Raw genomic sequence first — 19,990 nt, forward strand, 5'->3', positions numbered from 1 at the left:
AGTTATGTAACGATTGTTAATGGGCTGTTCATTTCCTGTTTGATTTCAACTTTTTATCAAGTTTTTTGTTGTAAGGAATTTCAGGTGCCATTATCTATGCTGGGAGGAATATAATGAAAAATGCCCTCATTATCTTTATTGCCATATTAATAGCGGCTTGTGCCAATGTTATCCACTTTTCCTATTTTTCAATGAATATAATCCATTCTATGATTCCGCTGCTCATCATAGGGGGAATTGCTGCTTGGTTATTTTCAGTAAAAAGCAAGGAGCATGCGATTTACATGACCTCATTTCTTGCTCTGTTTATCCTTGTGATTTTCGGAAGGGTATTCTGGGAGCTTGATGAAATTACAGTCGAGATGACTGAAGGTTATATATTACGTATATATCTTATATTTAGTGTGACAATGGTTTGTTTATCAGGAGCGCTTTGGTATGGATATCATCACTATATAATAAAGAACTCTCGCTAATAGGGGCCTTCAGCCTGTTGACACACGCTCTTATACTGCGCTGCTTGCCCCGCTCACTGACACGCGTTGTCTAGCAAGTGTTTTCAAAATAGGCTCAAATATTTTTGCGAAGTCATCTAAAAACGTAAAACTAAGTCGAAGAGCGACTTTGCCTTTACTTGTCTTTACTGTAGCAGAAGCAGTCCATTGTATGATCGTTCACCATACCGACCGCTTGCATAAAAGAATAGCAAATCGTACTGCCGACAAAGGAAAAGCCCCGCTTCTTCAGTTCTTTACTCATCAGATCGCTGATCACAGAAGTGGTGGGCACCTCTTCTATCGACTTCCAATGATTGTGAATCGTCTGATGATCTGTAAAGCCCCAAATGAAATGATCAAAGCTGCCGAACGCTTCACGGATGTTAAGAAAAGCTTTGGCATTTTTCACAACACTATTTACCTTTAGTCGATTTCGAACAATTCCTGGATTTTCGAGAAGCTCCTGAATCTTATCCTCCGAATAGTGAATAATTTTTTCCGCCTCGAAAAAATCGAATGCCTTCTGGTAATTTTCCCGCTTCTGTAAAATTGTCCACCAGCTTAAACCGGCCTGGGCACCTTCGAGGCAAAGCATTTCAAATAACAGGCGATCCTCATGGACCGGCCTGCCCCACTCCTCATCATGGTATTTTACATAGAGAGGCTCTTCTTCTTTAACCCATGCACATCGTTTCATTATTATCCCAACTTTCTATGCGTTAAATGATCTGCAGCATCCTACTAGATACAAAAAAGTGCAGGATAAGCTTCTATTCTTATCCTACACTGTCTATCAGGAAGGTTCTACCGGTAAAATATCTTCAAATTCAGCTCTTACCTTTGCTTCCTCTTCATTTAATAAAATATGAATATCACCATAGTCACGAGAAGTACGGATAAGTCGGCCCATTCCCTGCTGCAAGCGAAGCTGCATGAATGGGAGCTCTACTTCTTCAAACGGATTTTCAGCAAATGACCGCTTCGCATCAAATAGCGGATCCTGTGGCGGGAATGGCAAATCATATACTACCACTCTTGTTAACGCTTCCTCAGGGAGATCTAAACCTTCCCATAAATGATAAGAGCATAGTGTTTGTATCGAGCCTTCCTGGAAATCTCTGATGATTGCAGAAAGCTCACGGTCTCCTTCAAACGCAACATGCATTCGGTCTACCATAGACAGGCTGTCTTTAAACTGCAGCATTGCCTGCTTTGATTTAAACAGAATTAGCGTCTTTTCTCCGTCACGGATTAGTTCTTGGACCTTTTTCACTTTCTCAGATTGTACCATCTCATGTATATAAATCTTCATCACTTCATCATAATCGAATGGTGATGGAACACTAAACGACTGGTAGTTTTTAATCCCCAGGCTATAGGCGATGTACGAAAAGTCTTTTTTAACGGATAATGTCGCAGATGAGAAAATCATTGGCAGCTTTTTGGAAAACAGCTTTTCTTGCAGCACGTCTGTTATTAAACGAGGCATGATGACAAGTGTCTCTTCTCCATCTGTATTTTCCAGCCAATCTACCGCATCACCTTGTGCGATAAAGATCCGCATCGCCGCTACATATTGCTCTAAAAACTCCTCAGCCATATTTAAATCGTACTCTGGAATCATATAAAGCTCTGATTCAAATACAAATTCCTCGAGTAACTGATCAACAGCCTCCACAACCTTCTTGCCTATTGCTAAAAGACGTGCAGATTTATTGATCCGTTTACGATCCTCCATCGTTTCTACTAGACAATCACGCAGCTCGTCAAAGAACAATTCATGATGATCCTGCAATGTCTCCATTGCATATAATGTCCGCTCCCGCACACCATCAACCATCAATCGCTCCAGCATGCCGACAATTGTCGATGCTTGGATTTTCACTGTCATTGCCTTTTGTGCAGCATACTCAAGCAGATGCCCTTCATCCAACACAATCATCGATACTTCCGGAAGCAGTGGAAGCTGTCCTTCACGTTCACGCGATTCTTTTGTTGCTAAATGCTCCATCAAAAAGTCCTGAGAACAAATGATCAGGTCAGTTGATTGGCGATAATGCATTCGGTGTAATGTCTGCCCGCAGCGGTTTCGCATATCGCATACGGCACATTGCATAATGGAATTATAATTCACCTTCTGCCAGTCTTCATCGCTGACAGATGGAAAATCTGAGCGTTCCCCATAAGGAACAGCTTTTGTCATTGGACCAGCTGCATACACCTCTTCCGGAATGGTAAAGGCAATATCATCAATCCATTCATCCGTTTCTACCTTCTCTGCCTCTTCAAAACGCTTTAAGCATAAATATTGGTCACGCGATTTCGCTAGACGCACATCGATATTCAGTTCTAGTACATCACGCAGCTTATGAATATCGCCGCCTTCTTTTACAAGCTGGTCTATCAATGTTTCATCTGCACAAGCAATTAATGCCGGGCGTCCCGTGTAACGTGCATAGGAAATTGCAGGCAGGAGGTAAGCAATTGTTTTCCCAGTTCCGACCCCAGCTTCTGCAAATAACACATTTTTTTCTTTCAATGCCTGTTCAATTTGGTAGGCCATAAAAATTTGTTCGTCACGGCATTCGAAGCCTTTTTCCGGCAAAACATCGTACAATGTATCGCCAAGCCAGTCTCCAAGCGAATCATAAAACGAACTATCTTTTGAGAGCTCAAAAGGTAAAGGTTGTCTCATAGTTTCTTTCTCCCTTATTATCCAATCATATAAATCAGAAAACCGGAGCCTTTATACAATAAATTGGCTCCTAGAGCTTTCCTTCATACAAATATTTTTTGCAATACGAAACGGAAGGAGAGCTCTCCTTCCGTTCGTTACTCTTCTCGCTTCGACTTTTGTCCCCAGAATTGATAAAGGTCCGTGCGAATAAAGCCATTAAATAGTTTACGCTTCTTTGTAGCTTTTTTCCCGTAAAACGCCTCGAAATCTTCCATTGAAGATAACATGTACACTGACCAAGTCGGATAATTATTCATAACTTGACCGAGTTGGCGAATAACGCCCTCAATGGCTTCCTTCTCCCCGATCCGCTCGCCGTACGGAGGGTTAGAAATCATAACACCATCTGTTAATCTCGTCGTGAAATCTGTTGCCTGCATCTGTTTGAATGTAATAATATCTCCAAACCCAGCTTCCATGGCATTTTCTTGTGCAATGCTGACCATTCGATGGTCAATATCCGAGCCCATAATCTCTAACGGCTGGTCATAGTTGGCTAAACTATCAGCTTCATTGCGTACTTCATCCCAGATTTTCGCTTTCATCCAGTTCCAGTCCTCTGAAATGAATTCCCGATTATAGCCAGGCGCAATATTTTGCCCAATCATAGCTGCTTCTAGAGGAATTGTCCCAGAGCCGCAAAATGGGTCTGCGAATGGACGATCCGGATTCCATTTTGATACTTTTACAAGTGCAGCTGCCAATGTTTCCTTCAATGGAGCTTCACCTTGTACTTGACGGTAACCCCGTTTATGAAGTCCAGCACCGGATGTATCTATTGTTAATGTCGCCACATCCTTTAAAATTGATACCTCAATTTTGAAAGTTGCACCAGATTCATCCAGAAATCCTAAACGTTTGTAATGATATTTCATTCGCTCAACAATCGCCTTTTTTACGATCGCCTGACAGTCCGGTACACTAAACAGTTTTGATTTAACTGATTTCCCCGATACCGGGAAGGCAGCGTCAACAGGTAAATAACGTTCCCATTCAATCGATTTTGTGCTCTCAAACAATTGATCAAATGTTGTGGCCGGAAATTGCGCAACAACAATCTTTACACGGTCTGCTACACGCAGCCATAAGTTGCATCGAGCAATCGCCGTTTCGTCTCCTTCAAAATACACTTTCCCATTGTCAACGCGTGTTTCATATCCTAAAGCCTGTACTTCCTCTGCTACGATGGCTTCTAGTCCCATTGCAGCTGTTGCCACTAATTGAAATTTTGTCATAAATTAATACCTTCCTTGATGTTCGACTTCCCAGAACTGTATAAAATCTATCAGTTCAGTGATTGGTAATGGTTTACTGTAATAATATCCTTGGATATAATCACAGCCCATTTCCTTTAGTAATTCCACTTGCTGCGCACTTTCAACCCCTTCTGCGACGACTTTCATTTTCAGACGATGCGCCATTTGAATAATCGCATCTACTACCGCCTGTTTATCATCTAAAGAGCATATGTGCTGAATAAAGCTGCGGTCGATTTTCAAAATATCAAGCGGAAATCTAACTAAATAGCTTAATGATGAGTAGCCTGTGCCGAAATCATCAATCGAAAGCTTGAACCCCATCTGTTTGAGTCTAACCAGCTTGCTGACTGTTTCAGAAGCGCTGTTCATCACGGTTCTTTCCGTCATTTCAATTTCAAAGTTAACGGCTGATGTATTATTTCTTTCTAAAATCTGTTGAATTGATTCAAGAAAATTTTGTTGCTGGAAATGAATACTGGAAATATTAATAGCTATTGGAACTTTCATAAGCCCTGCTTCCATTATTTTCTTGTGGCTTTCACATGCCAAATCAAATATCATTTCACTTAGTGGAATGATGAGCCCCGTTTCCTCAGCATAAGGAATAAATTCTGCTGGCGAGACAAACCCCAATTTGTCATTCTGCCAGCGTACTAGCGCTTCTACTCCAATCAGCTGCATATTTTTTGCATTAATTTTCGGCTGAAAATATAAAGTGAAGTCCCGATTGTCTATTGCTTTTCGAAGCTCAGTATCAAGCAGTAATACACGCTTTGTATCTGTATGTAAGTCATCAAAGTAGAATGAAAAGCCATTTCGTCCATTTTGCTTAGAGAAGGCCATTGCCTTATCGGCCCGATTTACTAGCAGGTCCGTAGTCTCTCCATCTGTTGGAAATATACTAATCCCCATGCTTGTAGAGACAAAAATTTCCTGTCCATCCAGGATGACAGGTTCTTCAATCACTCGTATAATTTTTTCAGCAAATTTGGCTGCCTCACGCGGATGTACAATGTTTGTCAGTGTAATGACAAATTCATCTCCCCCATAACGCGCCAATATATCTTTATTTTTCAACAGTCCCTGTATACGATTCGCAACTTCCACTAGTAATGAATCACCGACTGCATGTCCAAGCGTGTCATTCACTTGTTTAAATCGGTCTAAATCCAAAAAGAAAACTGCATGCTGTATATTATGAGATACGTGTGTACTCGATTCCAACAAGGCATTCATTCGCTCCAAATAAGCAAAGCGATTGCATACATCGGTTAAAGAATCTGTCAGTGCCCGCTTCTGTAATTCATCTTCAACGATTTTACGTTCCGAAAGGTCTGTAAAAATGCCACAATAATTTGTAATCTCTCCTGCAGGATCTTTTACAGCCATAATTGTGAGCCATTCCGGGTAAACATCTCCTGTTTTACGGCGGTTCCAAATCTCTCCTTGCCAAACTCCATTATTATAGAGGGTTTCCCACATAGTAAGATAAAACGAAAGATCATGTATACCGGATTGGAGTATAGAAGGATTTTTACCTACTACTTCTTCAACACTGTATCCCGTCACAAATTCAAATGCAGGATTTACACTGATAATCTTTTTATTTTTATCCGTAATCATGATTCCTTCATTTACATTCTCAAAAATCTTCATGATCAGGTGTTCTGGATACCGGGAGAGTGTTTTTTTCTTTTCCTCACCGGCCTTGGTACGTTTGTCCAATGAACTTCACCCTTATCTCATCTCTAAAAGAAAGGCCCTCCAATAAAAATGGAGAGCCTTTTTATTAAACAAAAAAGCATCGTAAAATTCAGTAAGCCATGTTTTGTTCCTGAGTACTCAAACGGGCGGTGCCCTCGTACAATCAGGCAGTAATCATCTATCTACGCAAAAGTAAACTAATGCGTCCCTCCATCCGTTCAATTCCTTTTGGAGAGTGCCCCTACCATAATTTGGGTTTCTCACTCGTGGGGTTTACCTCGTTCCACCTTGCAGGTTTCCCCGCAAGCTTCGTCACTGTGGCACTTTCAGGAAGTGTATGCCATATCCGAAGACTTAGGCATTCCTTCCGCCGTCAAAGCTGCGCTTTGCCTTACCTTATTTTTTCAGTAAGCACGAACACTACGGCCATCTCAGATCCGTGTGAGCATGGACTTTCCTCTACATAGTCAAGCTATGCAGCGATTACTCGAATTTCATGATGTATTTTTATTATACTGCAAATAAAGTGTAATGACAATACGGGATTATTACATTCTTTCCCTAAGTTTGTCACCGAATACTGCTTTTTCTAGATTTGCCAAGCGTTTGATAATATCATAATTCATATTACTTGTACTTGGCTGAGCTATTGGTTTTTTCGAGCTACCCGCCAATTCTTCTTTTAAGCGCTCATTTTCAGCCTTAAGCGTATTCAGTACTTCTTCAAATTTATCGTAATCTTCCATTATTTGATCCAGAAATTGGTCTACTTGGTCTATATTATAACCTTTTACACTCTTTTTAAATTCCTTCTCCAAAATAACTTTTGAAGTTAATTTAATGTCCATTCACATCGCCCTTCCATACTCTGTACATATGTGGACTCATTATAACACAAAGCCTACAAAAACGTGAATGAAAGTATAGGGATTTCATTTATTTAATTTATTTGTAATCCGGTGTAATCTCTTCTCCCATTTTGAAAATTGCTTTTCCTTCTGAAGCGATGACCACTTTTCATGACTGCTGATTAATTGCAGGCCAGTTTGGGTATAAACCTTCGCTTCCTCGTAGTCTCGTAAATGATGCTCTGCAATGATGGCGAGTTGTTCATATGCTCTGATCTGAAAGGGTATATCAATTGCCGGCAATGCCTTGATAAGTGACTTTGCTGCCTGTTCATACTGGCATGCTCTTTTCTGTTCCATCGCTAAATAAAAATGTGCGAGTCCAGTATCTGTTATATCAAAATGTTCCGTAACGGTAGTAAGGACATTTATTCCTGTATTTTTTTGCTTTAAATCATTATACCATTTCCCTATATTTGTGTATGTTACGGCAGAGTCACTTATTTCTTTTTGGAACAATAACTGAGTTGAATGAATATAGAGTGTGACAAGTGATAACAGATCCCACTCATTATGATGAAGTACCTTCATGAGTGCATCCGCCTGTCCACTTTTAACAGCATCTAAATAGATAATCGGGGCTAGAAATCCCGGAATATCGCCTACACGCTGAAATCCCAATTTTTCTTGTTCAATCGTTGTCAGCTTCATCTTCTCTAAGTCATTTTTCCATAAGCGCTTTGTGCTATGAAGCAAATCGATCTGCTTTTGCTGGCGCAGCTTAGGAATATACGCCTGATTCAATGTCCAGCGCGTTTCAAGCTGCGGCCAATCAAAGCTTTTCCCGTTATAGGATACAATCGTCGCTGTCCGCTGCCAGAGCTTTGATTCAAATAACAAGGCCGCTTCATTTGATGGATCGGCAAGGACATACTGAGTTAAAGTAAATTCCTCCCCATCCGTCTCGAGGAAGCCTAAAAGGAAAATATGCGTGCCCACTCCCTTTAATCCAGTTGTTTCAGTATCAAAAAACACGAGCGTTTCATCAGACGTAACAGCATAAGGATGTTCTTCAGACTGCTCCCATAATCCGATGGCGTCAAACAGTTCTTGAAGCTCGTAATGTCCATGTCTGTACGTAAGAGGATATGTCACAACCCGCTTGAATAATACACCGAAATCATTTTCAACAAGAGTTAGTCCTGCCTGCTTCCATGTTCCTATATAGTTTGGCACATCCGGCTTTATAAACGCAGGCTTTTGCTGCTTTGTTTCCGTCTTTTTCCCAAGCATTTTTTTCATTTGGAGTATTTTGTTTTCATAACTCATGGGAGCCACTCCATCTCATCTTTTAAAATAGTTAAGACTTTTAATACTTGTTTTTTACTATCACCAAGACTATCCTGGGCACCTATGCAGGACGGACATCCAGATTTACAAGGACAATTTTCCACATGTTCGATTGTCCGTTCAAGCAAGGAAAGCAAAATATCATATATTCTTTCACTTAGACCAATGCCGCCTGGATAACTATCATAAATAAATATTGTCGGTCTGTCATTATGAACAGCTTTTACTTGCGGAACGACCGATAAGTCACTTCGATCACAATGAAGAAACAGCGGGATAAAGCTGCCCATCGCATAAGCTGCCCCATTCAATGCATCTGTCAATTGCTCCTCCGACCAGTTTTCAGGCATATCAAAGCTTACCCATGTGGCACTCGTATGCATTTCCATCGGCGGAATTGAAATCGGTCCTGATCCGATATTATCATGCGTATTGAAACGGATTTTCTTAAAAATTGTTGGAATAGCTAGTAAACCAACATCTCCGTAGCTGACCGTTGCAGACTTGTACGCAGCTGATTTGTCCTCGCTCAGTACCTTCAGTTCAACAGCGAGGTTCGCGTCTGTGAAATAATCGACCTCCACTTCGCGTACGTAAGCCTTCTTTTCCTCCCAATCGAGCTCTTCTACTTGAAACTGTGTTCCTTGATGCATATAAATCGCTTCCTCATGAAGTAATGTCATGGCGCTATATGTATCCATTTCGCCTATCACCTTATTTTGCGGCAATGTCATATCAATAATGACGACATTTTCCTGAGCCGCAGAGCGAAGGCTGATTTCATGAGCCGGAAAACGGTCGCTCATCCAGTGCCATTGTGTGCTTGTCTTAACAAGTACTCCTTCTTCCTCTAAATAAGCAAGCAGCTCCTGTACAGTAAACTCCCCGTATGTGTCCGTCATGGAAAATGGCAATTCAAACGCGGCACATTTTAAATGGTCCATTAAAATGATGATATTATCCGGATTGATCCGTGCTTCTTCCGGATGCGTACCGAAAAAGTACGTCGGGTGGTTAACGATATATTGGTCCAGGGCGGTAGACTGGGCTACGTAAATGATCAATGCCTCGTCCTGACGGCGACCTGCACGCCCTGACTGCTGCCAGGCACTCGCAATATTCCCCGGATAGCCTGTCATAATGCAGGCCTGTAGTTGTCCAATATCGACCCCCAGCTCTAAAGCATTCGTCGAAACGACCATTTGGATAGAGCCATCTCGTAAGCCTTTTTCGATAGCCCGCCGCTCACTCGGGAGATAACCGCCGCGATAGCCTTGAATCGATTCATCCTGTATTTTTTTAGCTGTGAGTGACTTTAAGTATGTGACAAGCATTTCTACTCGAACTCTTGATTTAGCAAAAATTATAGTCTGTATGCCCGCTTCGAATAGCCTTTTGGATAAATCGCGCACCTCCAGCACTACACTCCGGCGGACACCAAACGTCGTATTAACGATTGGCGGATTATAAAAGATGAATGTCTTCTTACCAATTGGTGCTCCTGATTTTGCAATTAGCTCATGCTTCTCGTTCGTTAAAGTTTCTGCCAGCTCTTTCGGATTTTTAATCGTCGCTGATGTACAAATAAATATTGGATTTGAGCCATAGAATGCACAGATTCGTTTCAAGCGCCGAATGACGTGTGCTACATGGCTGCCAAATACCCCTTTATACGTATGCAGTTCATCGATGACAATGTATTTTATGTTTTCAAATAATGACACCCATTTTGTATGATGAGGGAGAATACCGGAATGCAGCATATCAGGATTTGTCATGATAATGTGACCGGCTTTTCGTATTTTTGTACGAATACCGGGAGCTGTATCTCCATCATAGGTATAGCTTAAGATCTCTTCTCCTGTCGCTTCAATCAGTTCATTCAAATCTGTTTTCTGATCCTGTGCAAGTGCCTTTGTGGGAAACAAATAAATCGCCCGGCTCGATTTATTATTGATTATTTCTTGCAAAACAGGTAAATGATAACAAAGTGATTTACCGGATGCAGTAGGAGTGATAGCAGTAAACGAGACACCACGAACCGCTTTATCAAATGCTTCTCGTTGATGCGTATATAATTGTTCAATTCCGCGTTTTTGCAGCGCACTTTTCAGCGAGGGATGCAGTTCCTCAGGAAAGGGCTCATACTCTGCAGCTTTGCCATCCAGCGTATGCCAGTGGACGATATTCTCTTTCAGTTCTTCGTCATACTGCCATGCCTGAAGCAGTTCGCTAATGGACTTTTTCTTACTAAACATGCGTACCTCCCTCCTCTACATACCGCTTTAGTGTACCTAGTGTATATTTAGTCGATTCAATAGATTGGATTAATCGTTTTTTGCTGGTAGCTTTATAAAACGATTGCACAACAAATTGTTCCATAGCATCACGCGCATGGTCGATTTGCTGCTTGTGCATATATTTCGGCTGGTTTATAGCGATCCATTCATAGGCAAGCTGCTGCCAAGTTTCAAGGAGAGTTCGTATTTCATCTGCATATGGCTTCACTTCATCAAAGAAATTAGGATCAATGTCTCGTTCTCTCATATCGTAAAAGCGTGCTGCTGCCTCATCACACGCTGCAAGAAGTTTATTTGTCATTGTAAGTAATTCCATATTGTACACCTCTAAGAATATTCATTGCTTTTAAGTGTACCAAAAACTAACCTATTTCACTACTTACAGGGGAACGTGTATTCTTTACGTCACACTTTTTTTCTGCTAAGCTAATTTTTTGATGAGCTTTTACTATCTTTTGATTAGCCTGTGCTATTTTCATCTGCAGTCCAGCACTTGCCTGTACTCGCTCATATTCCATACGCACCGTCAATAATTCTTCTATGCATTCAATAAGGTTTAGTAATCGATTAATTTTTCGCATCATTAAGCCCCCTTTTGGAAGACGTATTAGACGAAAATTAAAAAGTTCCTACACGTTTGCTAAAACTAGTCACCGTTCGCTAAAACGTATGATTTTTTGCGTAAATGTTATGGTACACTAATGTCGTAATGTAAAAGAAAGGGTGATTCCATGGCTATCCGTTATCCAAACGGAAAAGTTTATCAACCTAAACAAAATGAGTCGCCTAAAAAAAAGACCCCAAAAACAGACATATCATTCGGTAATCGAGGGAAAAGCCTAGAAGACGACTTGAATGAAACGAATGACTTTTATGTAGCAAATGGCCTAGCCAATATTTACAAGAAACCTGTTCCGATCCAAATCGTCAAAGTAGAGTATCCGAAACGGAGTGCTGCGGTAATACGCGAAGCCTATTTCCGCACGCCTTCCACGACGGACTATAATGGCGTATGGAACGGTTATTATATCGATTTCGAAGCAAAGGAAACAGAAAGCAAAACTTCGTTTCCATTGAAAAATATCCATCCGCACCAAATCAAGCATATGCAGGCTGTTGTAAATCAAAAAGGGATCGCCTTTTTCATTGTGCGTTTTTCAAAGCTGGACCGTACATTTGTTGCTCCCTTCCAGATAATCGAAAAGGCATGGCTTGATATGGAGGCCGGTGGAAGAAAATCGATTCCATTAGCTATTTTTGAGGAGTTTGCGGAGGAGCTGCCGCTAGGGTATGCTCCGCGTATCGACTACTTACAAGTCGTAAAAAAGTTTGTCGCAAACAAGTAGTTTGTGAAAGTGAGGAGAAGAAAACGTGACAGAGAAAAGACGTACACGTGAAGATATAAAAAAGGCACGTGAAATGGAAAAGAAAAAAAATCGTTCCCCTTTAAAAACATGGCTTAAACGAATTGCATTAGCTGTTGTAGCCATAGGGATCGCTCTTTTTATCGGGGGCGCAGGTCTCTTTGCCTATTATGTAAGCAAAGCACCAGACCTTGATGAAGAAGCATTGAAGGACCCAATTTCATCGGAAATTTATGATGTAAATGGAGAACTATTTGCGACAATTGGTGCGGGTGAAAACCGTAAATATATAGATTATGAAGATATTCCACAGGAAATGGTGGATGCTATTATCGCGACAGAAGATGCGCGCTTTTTCGATCACTTTGGAATAGATATTTGGCGTCTTGGCGGAGCTGTCGTTGCCAACTTACGTGATGGATTTGGAGCACAAGGTGCAAGTACAATTACACAACAGGTAGTGAAGAACTCTTTCTTTACAAATGAAAAGAAATTGGAACGTAAAGCACAAGAGGCATGGCTTGCCATCCAGCTTGAGCGACAATATTCTAAAGAAGAAATTTTTGAAATGTATTTTAATAAAGTATTAATGTCGGGAACAGTATACGGATTTGGTACAGCGGCGGAATACTTCTACGGTAAAGAGCTTAACGAGCTTAAACTTGAGGAAATGGCTTTATTAGCTGGTATGCCGCAAAGTCCTAACAACTATAACCCGTTCAAAAACCCTGAACGTGCTGCGCAGCGCCGTGATATTGTTCTAAGCTTGATGGTACAGCACGACAAGATTACAGAAGCAGATGCAAAGGCAGCGAAGGAAACGGATGTAACAGCAGGTCTTCTTCCTGAAGAAGACCGTAAAACGAATTTCGCATCAAAATACCCAGCATATTTAGATGTTGTTTTAGAAGAACTTGGAGAAAAAGAAAAGGAAAGTTTATTGGCAGAAGGTATTAAAGTGTATACAACACTTGACCCTGCTGCACAGGAAATTGTTGAATCTGTAATGAATGATGACAGCAACTTCCCAACAGAAACGATTCAATCTGGTATTTCTGTTATTGATACACAAACGGGAGCCATTGCTGCAATTGGAGGCGGTCGTAACTTTGAAGGCCGGCCATTCAACTACGCAGATGACTTGAAAGATCGTTCTCCAGGTTCCACGTTAAAACCTCTTGTAGACTATGGGCCTGCCATTGAATATTTAAAATGGTCAACAGGAGAAACAACAGTGGATGAACCTATGAACTACAAAACTGATAAAAGCAAAAGGATCAATAACTGGGATAATAAATATCTAGGTACAATGACGGCACGAGAAGCCCTTTATACATCCCGAAATGTACCAGCAGTACAGACATTTAACGAAGTAGGTGCTGAAAAATCACAAGAATTCATTTCCAAATTGGGTATTGAAGTCGATCATTTAGTAGAATCCGACGCCATTGGTGGAGGTAAAGTAAACATCTCCCCTATCCAAATGGCTGCATCCTATGCTGCTTTTGGTAACGAAGGAATCTACACAGAGCCATACTCTATTTCAAAAATTGAATACCGAGATGGTTCAACTGAGAGCTTGAAGCCAAAAGCAGTTTCTGCGATGAGCGATGCCACTGCCTATATGGTAACGGATATTCTACGCGATGTAGTAAGCAGTAAGCCGAATGCTTCCGGTACAGCAGCAAATGTACCAGGAGTAGACATTGCTGGTAAAACAGGTACAACAAACTATGGTGCAGATGATTTTGCGAAATATAACCTGCCTTCTTCAGCAGTACCTGATTCATGGTTTGCGGGCTACTCGCCAAATTACTCCATCGCTATTTGGAGCGGCTATGAAAAACGCTCAGAGCCAATTACTTCTTGGGAAGAGCGTCGACTTCCGCAAAACTTATTCAAATCTATCATGACGGACTTGTCGAAAAACGTCCCGAATACGAAGTTTAAACAACCAGATTCAGTTACATCTGCGACGATTGTTGTCGGTAGTAAGCCATTAAAACTCGCGGGTAAAAATACACCATCTAACTTGAAATCAACTGAGCTGTTCGTTAAAGGAACAGAGCCAAAAGAAGTAGCAATAGAGGTAGAGGAAGAAGTCGAAATTGAAGCACCTACTGATGTGTATGCAACATATAATGATGCCAGCCAACAAATCGAATTAACATGGTCGCATAATGCCTCCGCAGATGAAGATGATGAAGAGCCGGTAAATTATACGTATGAAGTAACAATGAAAGTTGACGATGGCGAAGCTGTCGTAATTCAAACAACCGGTGCTAAACAGGCTGTTATTCCAAACGCACAACCGGGAAGTACCTATACATTCTCTGTTGTAGCAACTGACGGTGAAAGCCGAAGTGCACCTGGAACTGTTTCCCTATATATCGAAGGAGCAGGAACAGAGACTGAGGATCCTGAAGTGGAAGAACCTGAAGTTGATGAGCCAGAGCAGCCGGGCAATAACAACGGTAATGGCAATAATGGCAACGGTAATGGTAATAACGGCAACGGTAGTGGCAATGGTAATGGTAATAACGGCAACGGCAACGGCAATGGTAATAACGGCAACGGTAATGGCAATAATGGCAACGGTAACGGCAACAACCCGGATAATGGGCAAGGTGGCCAAACAGGAACAAATCCTAGCGTCCCGCCAACTACTCCAACCCCTCCATCAACTGAAGATGAAGATGAAGAAGACGGAGAAAATTAATTTCTTTTGCAGCAACTGTAGTACACAAAGCCAAAGCTAATGAGTCAAAAAAATAAAACAGGCAGGGAAAACAAATCGTTTTCCCTGCCTGTTTTTAATTTGTAAGCTGTTAGATGAGTCCAAGTCAATTAAATACTGCAGTCTCTCCTGTAGAAATAACGCCTAAAATAATCTCCCCATTGAAAGTAAACTATCTAAAAAGAACTGCCCTGGAAAAGCCGCTTTCAGGACTTTCAGGACAGTTCTTGTTTATTTTTTCAAGCGTAGCCTTGCACAACGTTTTTTGGTTTCTTTGTAGAGTTCATCCAATTGCCGATAGCAGGCATACTGGCCAGGTTTCATTTTTATGAATTCGAGGCGTTCTTTTCCGTTAATCGGATACAGCTCAAAATCACTCTCTAACGTCGCATTCTGCCCTGCTGAATTCAGCAGCAGCTGTTCATAATGCGCAATGCCTTGCTTCATTAAAACAGCCGTTTCTTTACTTCTTTCCTCATGGGCGATATGAATCTGGTCGCGAAGCTTTTCCCAGTTACTAAACCATTCATCAATAATTTCCTTTGAGATAGCTTCCTGTTTTACTTCAATCATAACTTGACCAGGCCCTTCTTTAGTCGTTTCTGTCCTTCCCTGCAATCCGAAAGCAGTGGACATTCATGACATTGAGGGTTTTGCGCCTTACAGTGGTAGCGTCCAAAGAAAATCATTTGATGATGAGCTCTACTCCAGCGTTCAATCGGCGTTTTTTTCATAATTGTCTCTTCAACTTCTAATACAGAATCTTTCCATCGGCATAGCCCCAATCTCTTGGTAATACGCTCTACATGCGTATCTACAGCCATTGCAGGTACATCAAACGCAACAGACAATACAACATTCGCTGTCTTACGCCCCACTCCAGGTAACGTCACTAATGCTTCACGATTGGCTGGAATTTCCCCATTGTATTCATCAATTAGCCTTTGGCACAGCAGCTGAATATTTTTGGCCTTATTACGGTACAATCCGATAGAACGAATATCGCTTTGTAATTCCTCTAATTCTACGTTTAAGTAGTCCTGAGGTGTTTTATATTTTTGGAATAAATCCTTGGTGACCCGGTTAACGAGTGCATCCGTACATTGTGCTGATAACAATGTAGCAATTGTCAGCTCAAATGGATTTTCATGAACGAGCTCACAATGTGCGTTCGGAAACATCTCATCCATCACATCAAGAAATTCAAGCCATTTTGCCTTCGTTAGCACTTCATTTCCTCCTATTCACGCTCATCCAGCCAGTTATAGAACATTTCATTGGATGCTGCTGCCGGCTGGGACTGAACCGGTTGAATTGAACGTGAGCGGAATTGCTCCGCATGTTTTTCGATTTGCTGGGTCGACGTAATATTTTTTTTCTTCCACTCAAACAGGATCCGGTCAATATAGCGAAGTGATACTTTTCCTGCTACGACGGCCTCCTTCAATGCAGCTTTAATGATAGATGGAGTGTGCCCATCCTTGTCCAGCCACATACCAATCGTCTCTAGCTCCATCGGCGATAATAACCGGCCAAATTCCTGTTCAAATAATGAATAAATCTCGCCTTCTTCATTTTTAGCTGTCAAGTCAACGTGCATCTGCTCTTTTTTATCCAGCAATTGTAGAACACATTCCCATAGCGGAAATAAAGAGTATTTCTCAAAAATTTTATCACTCGCATCAATTCCCTGCGTGATTTCTAAATAGCCTTTTTGCATGAGACGCTGCATTTTCAGTGAGATATCATTTGGTTGGAAATTTGTACGCGTCGCTAGATCCTGAGGTGTGGGAAATTCTATTCCTTCCTCAAAATAGCTTAATAGATGCATAATGATTAGAGCTTCATCATCCGAAATGTTCAGCTCTTTATATAGCTGAAAAAATAAATGCGGCACAGTTACGTGCCGTTGCTGTATCCACGAACGGAGTCGGTTGTAGTCTTTTGTCATATATGGTGACTCCTTTCTTTAAGAGAATAGAGAGCGCCCGAAAGACTTGTTCGGACGCTCTCCAATTTTTATCAAATGACCTATGTAAGCCATATTGATACTAAGTTGGCCAATATATATTTCATGCGCCGTTTCAAATACGCTCAGGCGTATTTGCCAACAGAATCGACTTTTTAAGGATATAGACGGTTCAACAAACGAGGGAATGGAATTGTCTCACGGATATGTTCAGTACCTGAGATCCATGCAACCGTACGCTCAAGACCTAATCCGAAACCTGAATGCGGTACTGAACCTTGTTTTCTCAGCTCTAGATACCAAGCATAAGCATCCATGGAAAGATTATGTTCTTCTAAACGTGATTTTAATAAATCATAATCATGAATACGTTCTGAACCACCTATGATTTCTCCATAGCCTTCCGGTGCAATCAAGTCTGCACAAAGTACTACATCGTCGCGATCTGGGTGTGGCTGCATATAAAATGGCTTAATCCCCACTGGATAGCAAGTGATAAATACAGGCTTATCGTAAGCATTCGCAATGGCTGTCTCGTGAGGTGCTCCGAAGTCATCGCCCCACTGGATGTCATCAAATCCTTGCTCATGTAAGAACTTAATTGCATCATCATATGAAATACGCGGGAACGGTGCCTTGATGTTCTCAAGCTTGGACGTATCACGGCCAAGGCGTTCTAAATCAAGTTTACAATTTTTTAATACTGACTGGACAATATGCGTCACATATTGCTCTTGTACTTCTAAGTTCTCTTCAAACTCGACAAAGGCCATCTCAGGTTCAATCATCCAAAACTCAATTAGGTGACGACGTGTTTTTGATTTTTCTGCACGGAATGTCGGACCGAATGAGAAAACTTTTCCTAATGCCATCGCTGCAGCTTCCATATAAAGCTGTCCAGATTGAGAAAGGTATGCATCCTCATCAAAATATTTTGTATGGAACAGCTCCGAAGTCCCTTCCGGAGAAGAACCTGTCAAGATTGGCGGGTCCATTTTTGTAAAACCATTCTCATTAAAGAATTCGTACGTTGCACGGATAATTTCATTACGAACTTTCATGATAGCATGCTGCTTACGAGAACGCAGCCATAAATGACGGTTGTCCATCAGGAACTCTGTGCCATGCTCTTTCGGTGTAATTGGGAAATCTTCTGCTGCATGGATAATTTCAATACCCGTAACATTTAATTCACAGCCGAATGTAGAGCGCTCGTCTGCCTTAACTTCCCCTGTAATATACATAGATGTTTCTTGTGTCATGCCTTTTGCTACAGCAAACAGCTCTTCTCCTACTTCTTCCTTTACGACTACGCCCTGAACAAATCCAGAACCGTCTCGCAGCTGCAAGAATGCAATTTTACCGCTTGAGCGTTTGTTTGCCAGCCAAGCACCTATTTTGACTGTTTCACCGATAGATGCCGGCATGTCTTTGATCATAATCTTCTTCATAATAGTCCTCCAAAATTAGAGAGCAGCGATTAATCCTGCCATTTTGATTTAACAAATGAATCAATACGGCGAACTGCTTCCTCTAGTAATTCTAATGATGTTGCATAAGACAGGCGAATCGTAGCATCTGCTCCAAATCCTGACCCCGGAATAACTGCTACATTCGCTTCTTCAAGCAATGCTTTTGCAAATGCATCCACGGATTCATAACCCGTTTTAGCTGCTGCTTCTGATACGTCCGGTAATAAGTAAAATGCCCCTTGAGGCTTTAATACTTTGAAGCCGGGAATCACAGAAAGCTGGGGATAAATTTTTTCAAGACGTGATTCGAATGCTTGACGCATTTCTTCCACTGCTGCCTGTGAGCCGTTATATGCTTCCACAGTAGCATATTGGGCTGTTGTTGTAGCATTGGAAGTGGAATGTGACGCCAAGTCTGTCATTGCGTTAATGATATCGGCATTTCCCGCCGCATACCCGATGCGCCAGCCTGTCATAGAGTGCGATTTAGCTACCCCATTTACAACAATTGTACGAGCTTTCAATTGCTCTGAAATTTGAGCGATAGAAAAATGTTCCACACCATTGTAAACAAGTTTTTCGTAAATTTCATCTGAAATGATTAAAATATCTTTCTCCTCTGCTACTTTTGCCAATGCTTCCAACTCGTCACGAGAATAGATCATGCCTGATGGGTTAGACGGAGAATTGATGATAACCGCTTTTGTTTTTTCCGACACAGCATCTGCCAATTGCTGCGCAGTAATTTTATAGCCCTGCTCTGCTGTTCCTTCTACATATACCGGTACACCGCCAGCCATTTTCACCTGTTCCGGATATGAAACCCAATAAGGAATTGGAATGATGACTTCATCGCCCTCGTTGAGGATTACTTGAAATAGTGTATATAAAACATGTTTTGCCCCAACGCCTACCATGATTTCATTTGCTTTGTATGTAAGGTGGTTGTCACGTGCAAGTTTGCCGATGATTGCCTGCTTTAATACCGGTAGTCCTCCAGCAGGTGTATATTTCGTTAATCCCTTGTTCATCGACTCTACTGCTGCATCTAAAATATTTTGAGGTGTATTGAAGTCCGGCTCGCCCGCTCCTAAACCAATTACGTCGATGCCTTGCTCTTTTAGCTCCTTGGCTTTTGCGGTAATCGCCAATGTTGAAGATGGTGTTAAAGTTTTTACTCGATTAGCTAATAGTTCTTTCAATGAAATCGTCTCCTCTATAAATTCGATATGCGTTTCCACCATTGTCCGTCTTCAAACAAAATATACACATAATTTAGCTTGTCAGCGTCGTTCAGATAAGTGATCTCCCATACAGCGCCCGCTTCCTCATAGCCTAATTTTGCATGAAGTATTTCTTTTACATTCGTCTCATCATTTACCACTGATAACGCTTGCTCTTTTGTAACGCCGTCCTGCAAATAGACTTCCTGAATCAGATTCTCTTCAAGGCTGATTGGAACAAAAATTGCTTTCTCCTTACCGTATTCGTCTACCCCGAATACCGTAACGTACGGCTTATTGCCATTGTAGACATAACTGTCTGAAACAACTGCCAGAGACTTGGAGGTGATGGCCAAGTCTTCAGCCTGCTGTTCCTTTTCGTTAAATGGCGCATCGGCTTTCCAGAGTACGAAAGAGGTAATGACAAGTACCAACGATAAGGTAAAAATGACACCGAAAATGATCCAGTTCTTCATCCTTCCACCTTCTTCTGTGCTGCTGCCGAATAATGTTTATCAATTCGCTTCATC

At 41.5% G+C, this 19,990-nt stretch carries 18 protein-coding genes and 1 other RNA gene; 3 read left to right on the plus strand and 16 right to left on the minus strand.

All coding sequences use genetic code 11. The annotated features are described in order from the left end of the window. The first annotated feature begins 113 nt into the window (after positions 1-113). Positions 114-476, plus strand: a complete 363-nt coding sequence (locus AA0Y26_RS13535) for a hypothetical protein (RefSeq protein ID WP_413362498.1) — start codon at positions 114-116, stop codon at positions 474-476. Between the two features lie 154 nt (positions 477-630). On the opposite strand, the gene AA0Y26_RS13540 is transcribed toward AA0Y26_RS13535, so the two are convergent. The 10 genes from AA0Y26_RS13540 to AA0Y26_RS13585 form a co-directional block, all read right to left on the minus strand. Next, positions 631-1,194 (minus strand): DNA-3-methyladenine glycosylase I, encoded by a 564-nt coding sequence (locus AA0Y26_RS13540; protein WP_413362500.1) that lies wholly within the window; start codon positions 1,192-1,194, stop codon positions 631-633. A 96-nt stretch (positions 1,195-1,290) separates the two neighbouring features. After that, the gene (locus AA0Y26_RS13545; RefSeq protein WP_413362502.1) at positions 1,291-3,192 is read right to left on the minus strand and encodes an ATP-dependent DNA helicase; all 1,902 of its coding nucleotides are present in this window, start codon (positions 3,190-3,192) and stop codon (positions 1,291-1,293) included. A gap of 137 nt (positions 3,193-3,329) precedes the next feature. Continuing rightward, positions 3,330-4,469: a THUMP domain-containing class I SAM-dependent RNA methyltransferase gene (locus AA0Y26_RS13550; RefSeq protein ID WP_413362504.1), complete on the minus strand. Its 1,140-nt coding sequence runs from the start codon at positions 4,467-4,469 to the stop codon at positions 3,330-3,332. A gap of 3 nt (positions 4,470-4,472) precedes the next feature. After that, positions 4,473-6,149, minus strand: coding sequence for a putative bifunctional diguanylate cyclase/phosphodiesterase (locus AA0Y26_RS13555; protein WP_413368207.1), 1,677 nt, complete (start codon positions 6,147-6,149; stop codon positions 4,473-4,475). A gap of 156 nt (positions 6,150-6,305) precedes the next feature. Next, positions 6,306-6,692, minus strand: an RNA gene (gene rnpB, locus AA0Y26_RS13560) — RNase P RNA component class B. A gap of 53 nt (positions 6,693-6,745) precedes the next feature. Further along, a complete protein-coding gene (gene gpsB / locus AA0Y26_RS13565; RefSeq protein WP_413362506.1) occupies positions 6,746-7,045 on the minus strand; it encodes a cell division regulator GpsB in 300 nt (99 codons plus the stop codon). An 84-nt stretch (positions 7,046-7,129) separates the two neighbouring features. Then, entirely contained in the window at positions 7,130-8,374 is a 1,245-nt protein-coding gene (locus tag AA0Y26_RS13570) for a ribonuclease H-like domain-containing protein (protein WP_413362508.1), read from the minus strand. Next, a complete protein-coding gene (locus AA0Y26_RS13575; protein ID WP_413362510.1) occupies positions 8,371-10,653 on the minus strand; it encodes a DEAD/DEAH box helicase in 2,283 nt (760 codons plus the stop codon). The genes AA0Y26_RS13570 and AA0Y26_RS13575 overlap by 4 nt, the downstream gene beginning before the upstream one ends. Then, positions 10,646-11,011, minus strand: coding sequence for a YppE family protein (locus AA0Y26_RS13580; RefSeq protein ID WP_413362512.1), 366 nt, complete (start codon positions 11,009-11,011; stop codon positions 10,646-10,648). Before AA0Y26_RS13580 ends, AA0Y26_RS13575 begins: the two co-directional genes overlap by 8 nt. Positions 11,012-11,057: 46 nt before the next feature. After that, a complete protein-coding gene (locus AA0Y26_RS13585; RefSeq protein ID WP_413362514.1) occupies positions 11,058-11,279 on the minus strand; it encodes a hypothetical protein in 222 nt (73 codons plus the stop codon). A gap of 147 nt (positions 11,280-11,426) precedes the next feature. On the opposite strand from AA0Y26_RS13585, the gene recU reads away from it, so the two are divergent. After that, positions 11,427-12,041 carry a Holliday junction resolvase RecU gene (gene recU / locus AA0Y26_RS13590; protein WP_413362516.1) on the plus strand — a complete coding sequence of 205 codons (615 nt, stop codon included), beginning with the start codon at positions 11,427-11,429 and terminating at the stop codon, positions 12,039-12,041. Positions 12,042-12,066: 25 nt separating this feature from the next. Then, positions 12,067-14,778: a PBP1A family penicillin-binding protein gene (locus AA0Y26_RS13595; protein WP_413362518.1), complete on the plus strand. Its 2,712-nt coding sequence runs from the start codon at positions 12,067-12,069 to the stop codon at positions 14,776-14,778. Positions 14,779-15,027: 249 nt separating this feature from the next. Here the strand turns inward: AA0Y26_RS13595 and AA0Y26_RS13600 are convergent, their stop codons facing one another. The 6 genes from AA0Y26_RS13600 to AA0Y26_RS13625 form a co-directional block, all read right to left on the minus strand. Next, positions 15,028-15,369, minus strand: coding sequence for a YpoC family protein (locus AA0Y26_RS13600; protein ID WP_413362520.1), 342 nt, complete (start codon positions 15,367-15,369; stop codon positions 15,028-15,030). Continuing rightward, positions 15,366-16,025, minus strand: a complete 660-nt coding sequence (gene nth, locus AA0Y26_RS13605) for an endonuclease III (RefSeq protein WP_413362522.1) — start codon at positions 16,023-16,025, stop codon at positions 15,366-15,368. Before nth ends, AA0Y26_RS13600 begins: the two co-directional genes overlap by 4 nt. 11 nt (positions 16,026-16,036) lie before the next feature. Next, positions 16,037-16,747, minus strand: a complete 711-nt coding sequence (locus AA0Y26_RS13610) for a DnaD domain protein (protein WP_413362524.1) — start codon at positions 16,745-16,747, stop codon at positions 16,037-16,039. Positions 16,748-16,920: 173 nt separating this feature from the next. Next, positions 16,921-18,216 (minus strand): asparagine--tRNA ligase, encoded by a 1,296-nt coding sequence (gene asnS / locus AA0Y26_RS13615; protein ID WP_413362526.1) that lies wholly within the window; start codon positions 18,214-18,216, stop codon positions 16,921-16,923. 29 nt (positions 18,217-18,245) lie between these two features. Further along, positions 18,246-19,439 (minus strand): pyridoxal phosphate-dependent aminotransferase, encoded by a 1,194-nt coding sequence (locus AA0Y26_RS13620; protein WP_413368209.1) that lies wholly within the window; start codon positions 19,437-19,439, stop codon positions 18,246-18,248. Positions 19,440-19,453: 14 nt separating this feature from the next. Further along, positions 19,454-19,936 (minus strand): DUF5590 domain-containing protein, encoded by a 483-nt coding sequence (locus AA0Y26_RS13625; RefSeq protein ID WP_413362528.1) that lies wholly within the window; start codon positions 19,934-19,936, stop codon positions 19,454-19,456. Positions 19,937-19,990 lie beyond the last annotated feature (54 nt).

The organism is Lysinibacillus canaveralius (genome assembly GCF_047301505.1).
Classification (GTDB): Bacteria; Bacillota; Bacilli; order Bacillales_A; family Planococcaceae; genus Lysinibacillus_B.

Bases quoted from the DNA above. Each gene is read 5' to 3' on its own strand.
- AA0Y26_RS13535 (WP_413362498.1), top strand. From the start codon at position 114: ATGAAAAATGCCCTCATTATCTTTATTGCCATATTAATAGCGGCTTGT.
- AA0Y26_RS13540 (WP_413362500.1), bottom strand. From the start codon at position 1,194: ATGAAACGATGTGCATGGGTTAAAGAAGAAGAGCCTCTCTATGTAAAA.
- AA0Y26_RS13545 (WP_413362502.1), bottom strand. From the start codon at position 3,192: ATGAGACAACCTTTACCTTTTGAGCTCTCAAAAGATAGTTCGTTTTAT.
- AA0Y26_RS13550 (WP_413362504.1), bottom strand. From the start codon at position 4,469: ATGACAAAATTTCAATTAGTGGCAACAGCTGCAATGGGACTAGAAGCC.
- AA0Y26_RS13555 (WP_413368207.1), bottom strand. From the start codon at position 6,149: ATGAAGATTTTTGAGAATGTAAATGAAGGAATCATGATTACGGATAAA.
- gpsB (WP_413362506.1), bottom strand. From the start codon at position 7,045: ATGGACATTAAATTAACTTCAAAAGTTATTTTGGAGAAGGAATTTAAA.
- AA0Y26_RS13570 (WP_413362508.1), bottom strand. From the start codon at position 8,374: ATGAGTTATGAAAACAAAATACTCCAAATGAAAAAAATGCTTGGGAAA.
- AA0Y26_RS13575 (WP_413362510.1), bottom strand. From the start codon at position 10,653: ATGTTTAGTAAGAAAAAGTCCATTAGCGAACTGCTTCAGGCATGGCAG.
- AA0Y26_RS13580 (WP_413362512.1), bottom strand. From the start codon at position 11,011: ATGGAATTACTTACAATGACAAATAAACTTCTTGCAGCGTGTGATGAG.
- AA0Y26_RS13585 (WP_413362514.1), bottom strand. From the start codon at position 11,279: ATGATGCGAAAAATTAATCGATTACTAAACCTTATTGAATGCATAGAA.
- recU (WP_413362516.1), top strand. From the start codon at position 11,427: ATGGCTATCCGTTATCCAAACGGAAAAGTTTATCAACCTAAACAAAAT.
- AA0Y26_RS13600 (WP_413362520.1), bottom strand. From the start codon at position 15,369: ATGATTGAAGTAAAACAGGAAGCTATCTCAAAGGAAATTATTGATGAA.
- AA0Y26_RS13610 (WP_413362524.1), bottom strand. From the start codon at position 16,747: ATGACAAAAGACTACAACCGACTCCGTTCGTGGATACAGCAACGGCAC.
- asnS (WP_413362526.1), bottom strand. From the start codon at position 18,216: ATGAAGAAGATTATGATCAAAGACATGCCGGCATCTATCGGTGAAACA.
- AA0Y26_RS13625 (WP_413362528.1), bottom strand. From the start codon at position 19,936: ATGAAGAACTGGATCATTTTCGGTGTCATTTTTACCTTATCGTTGGTA.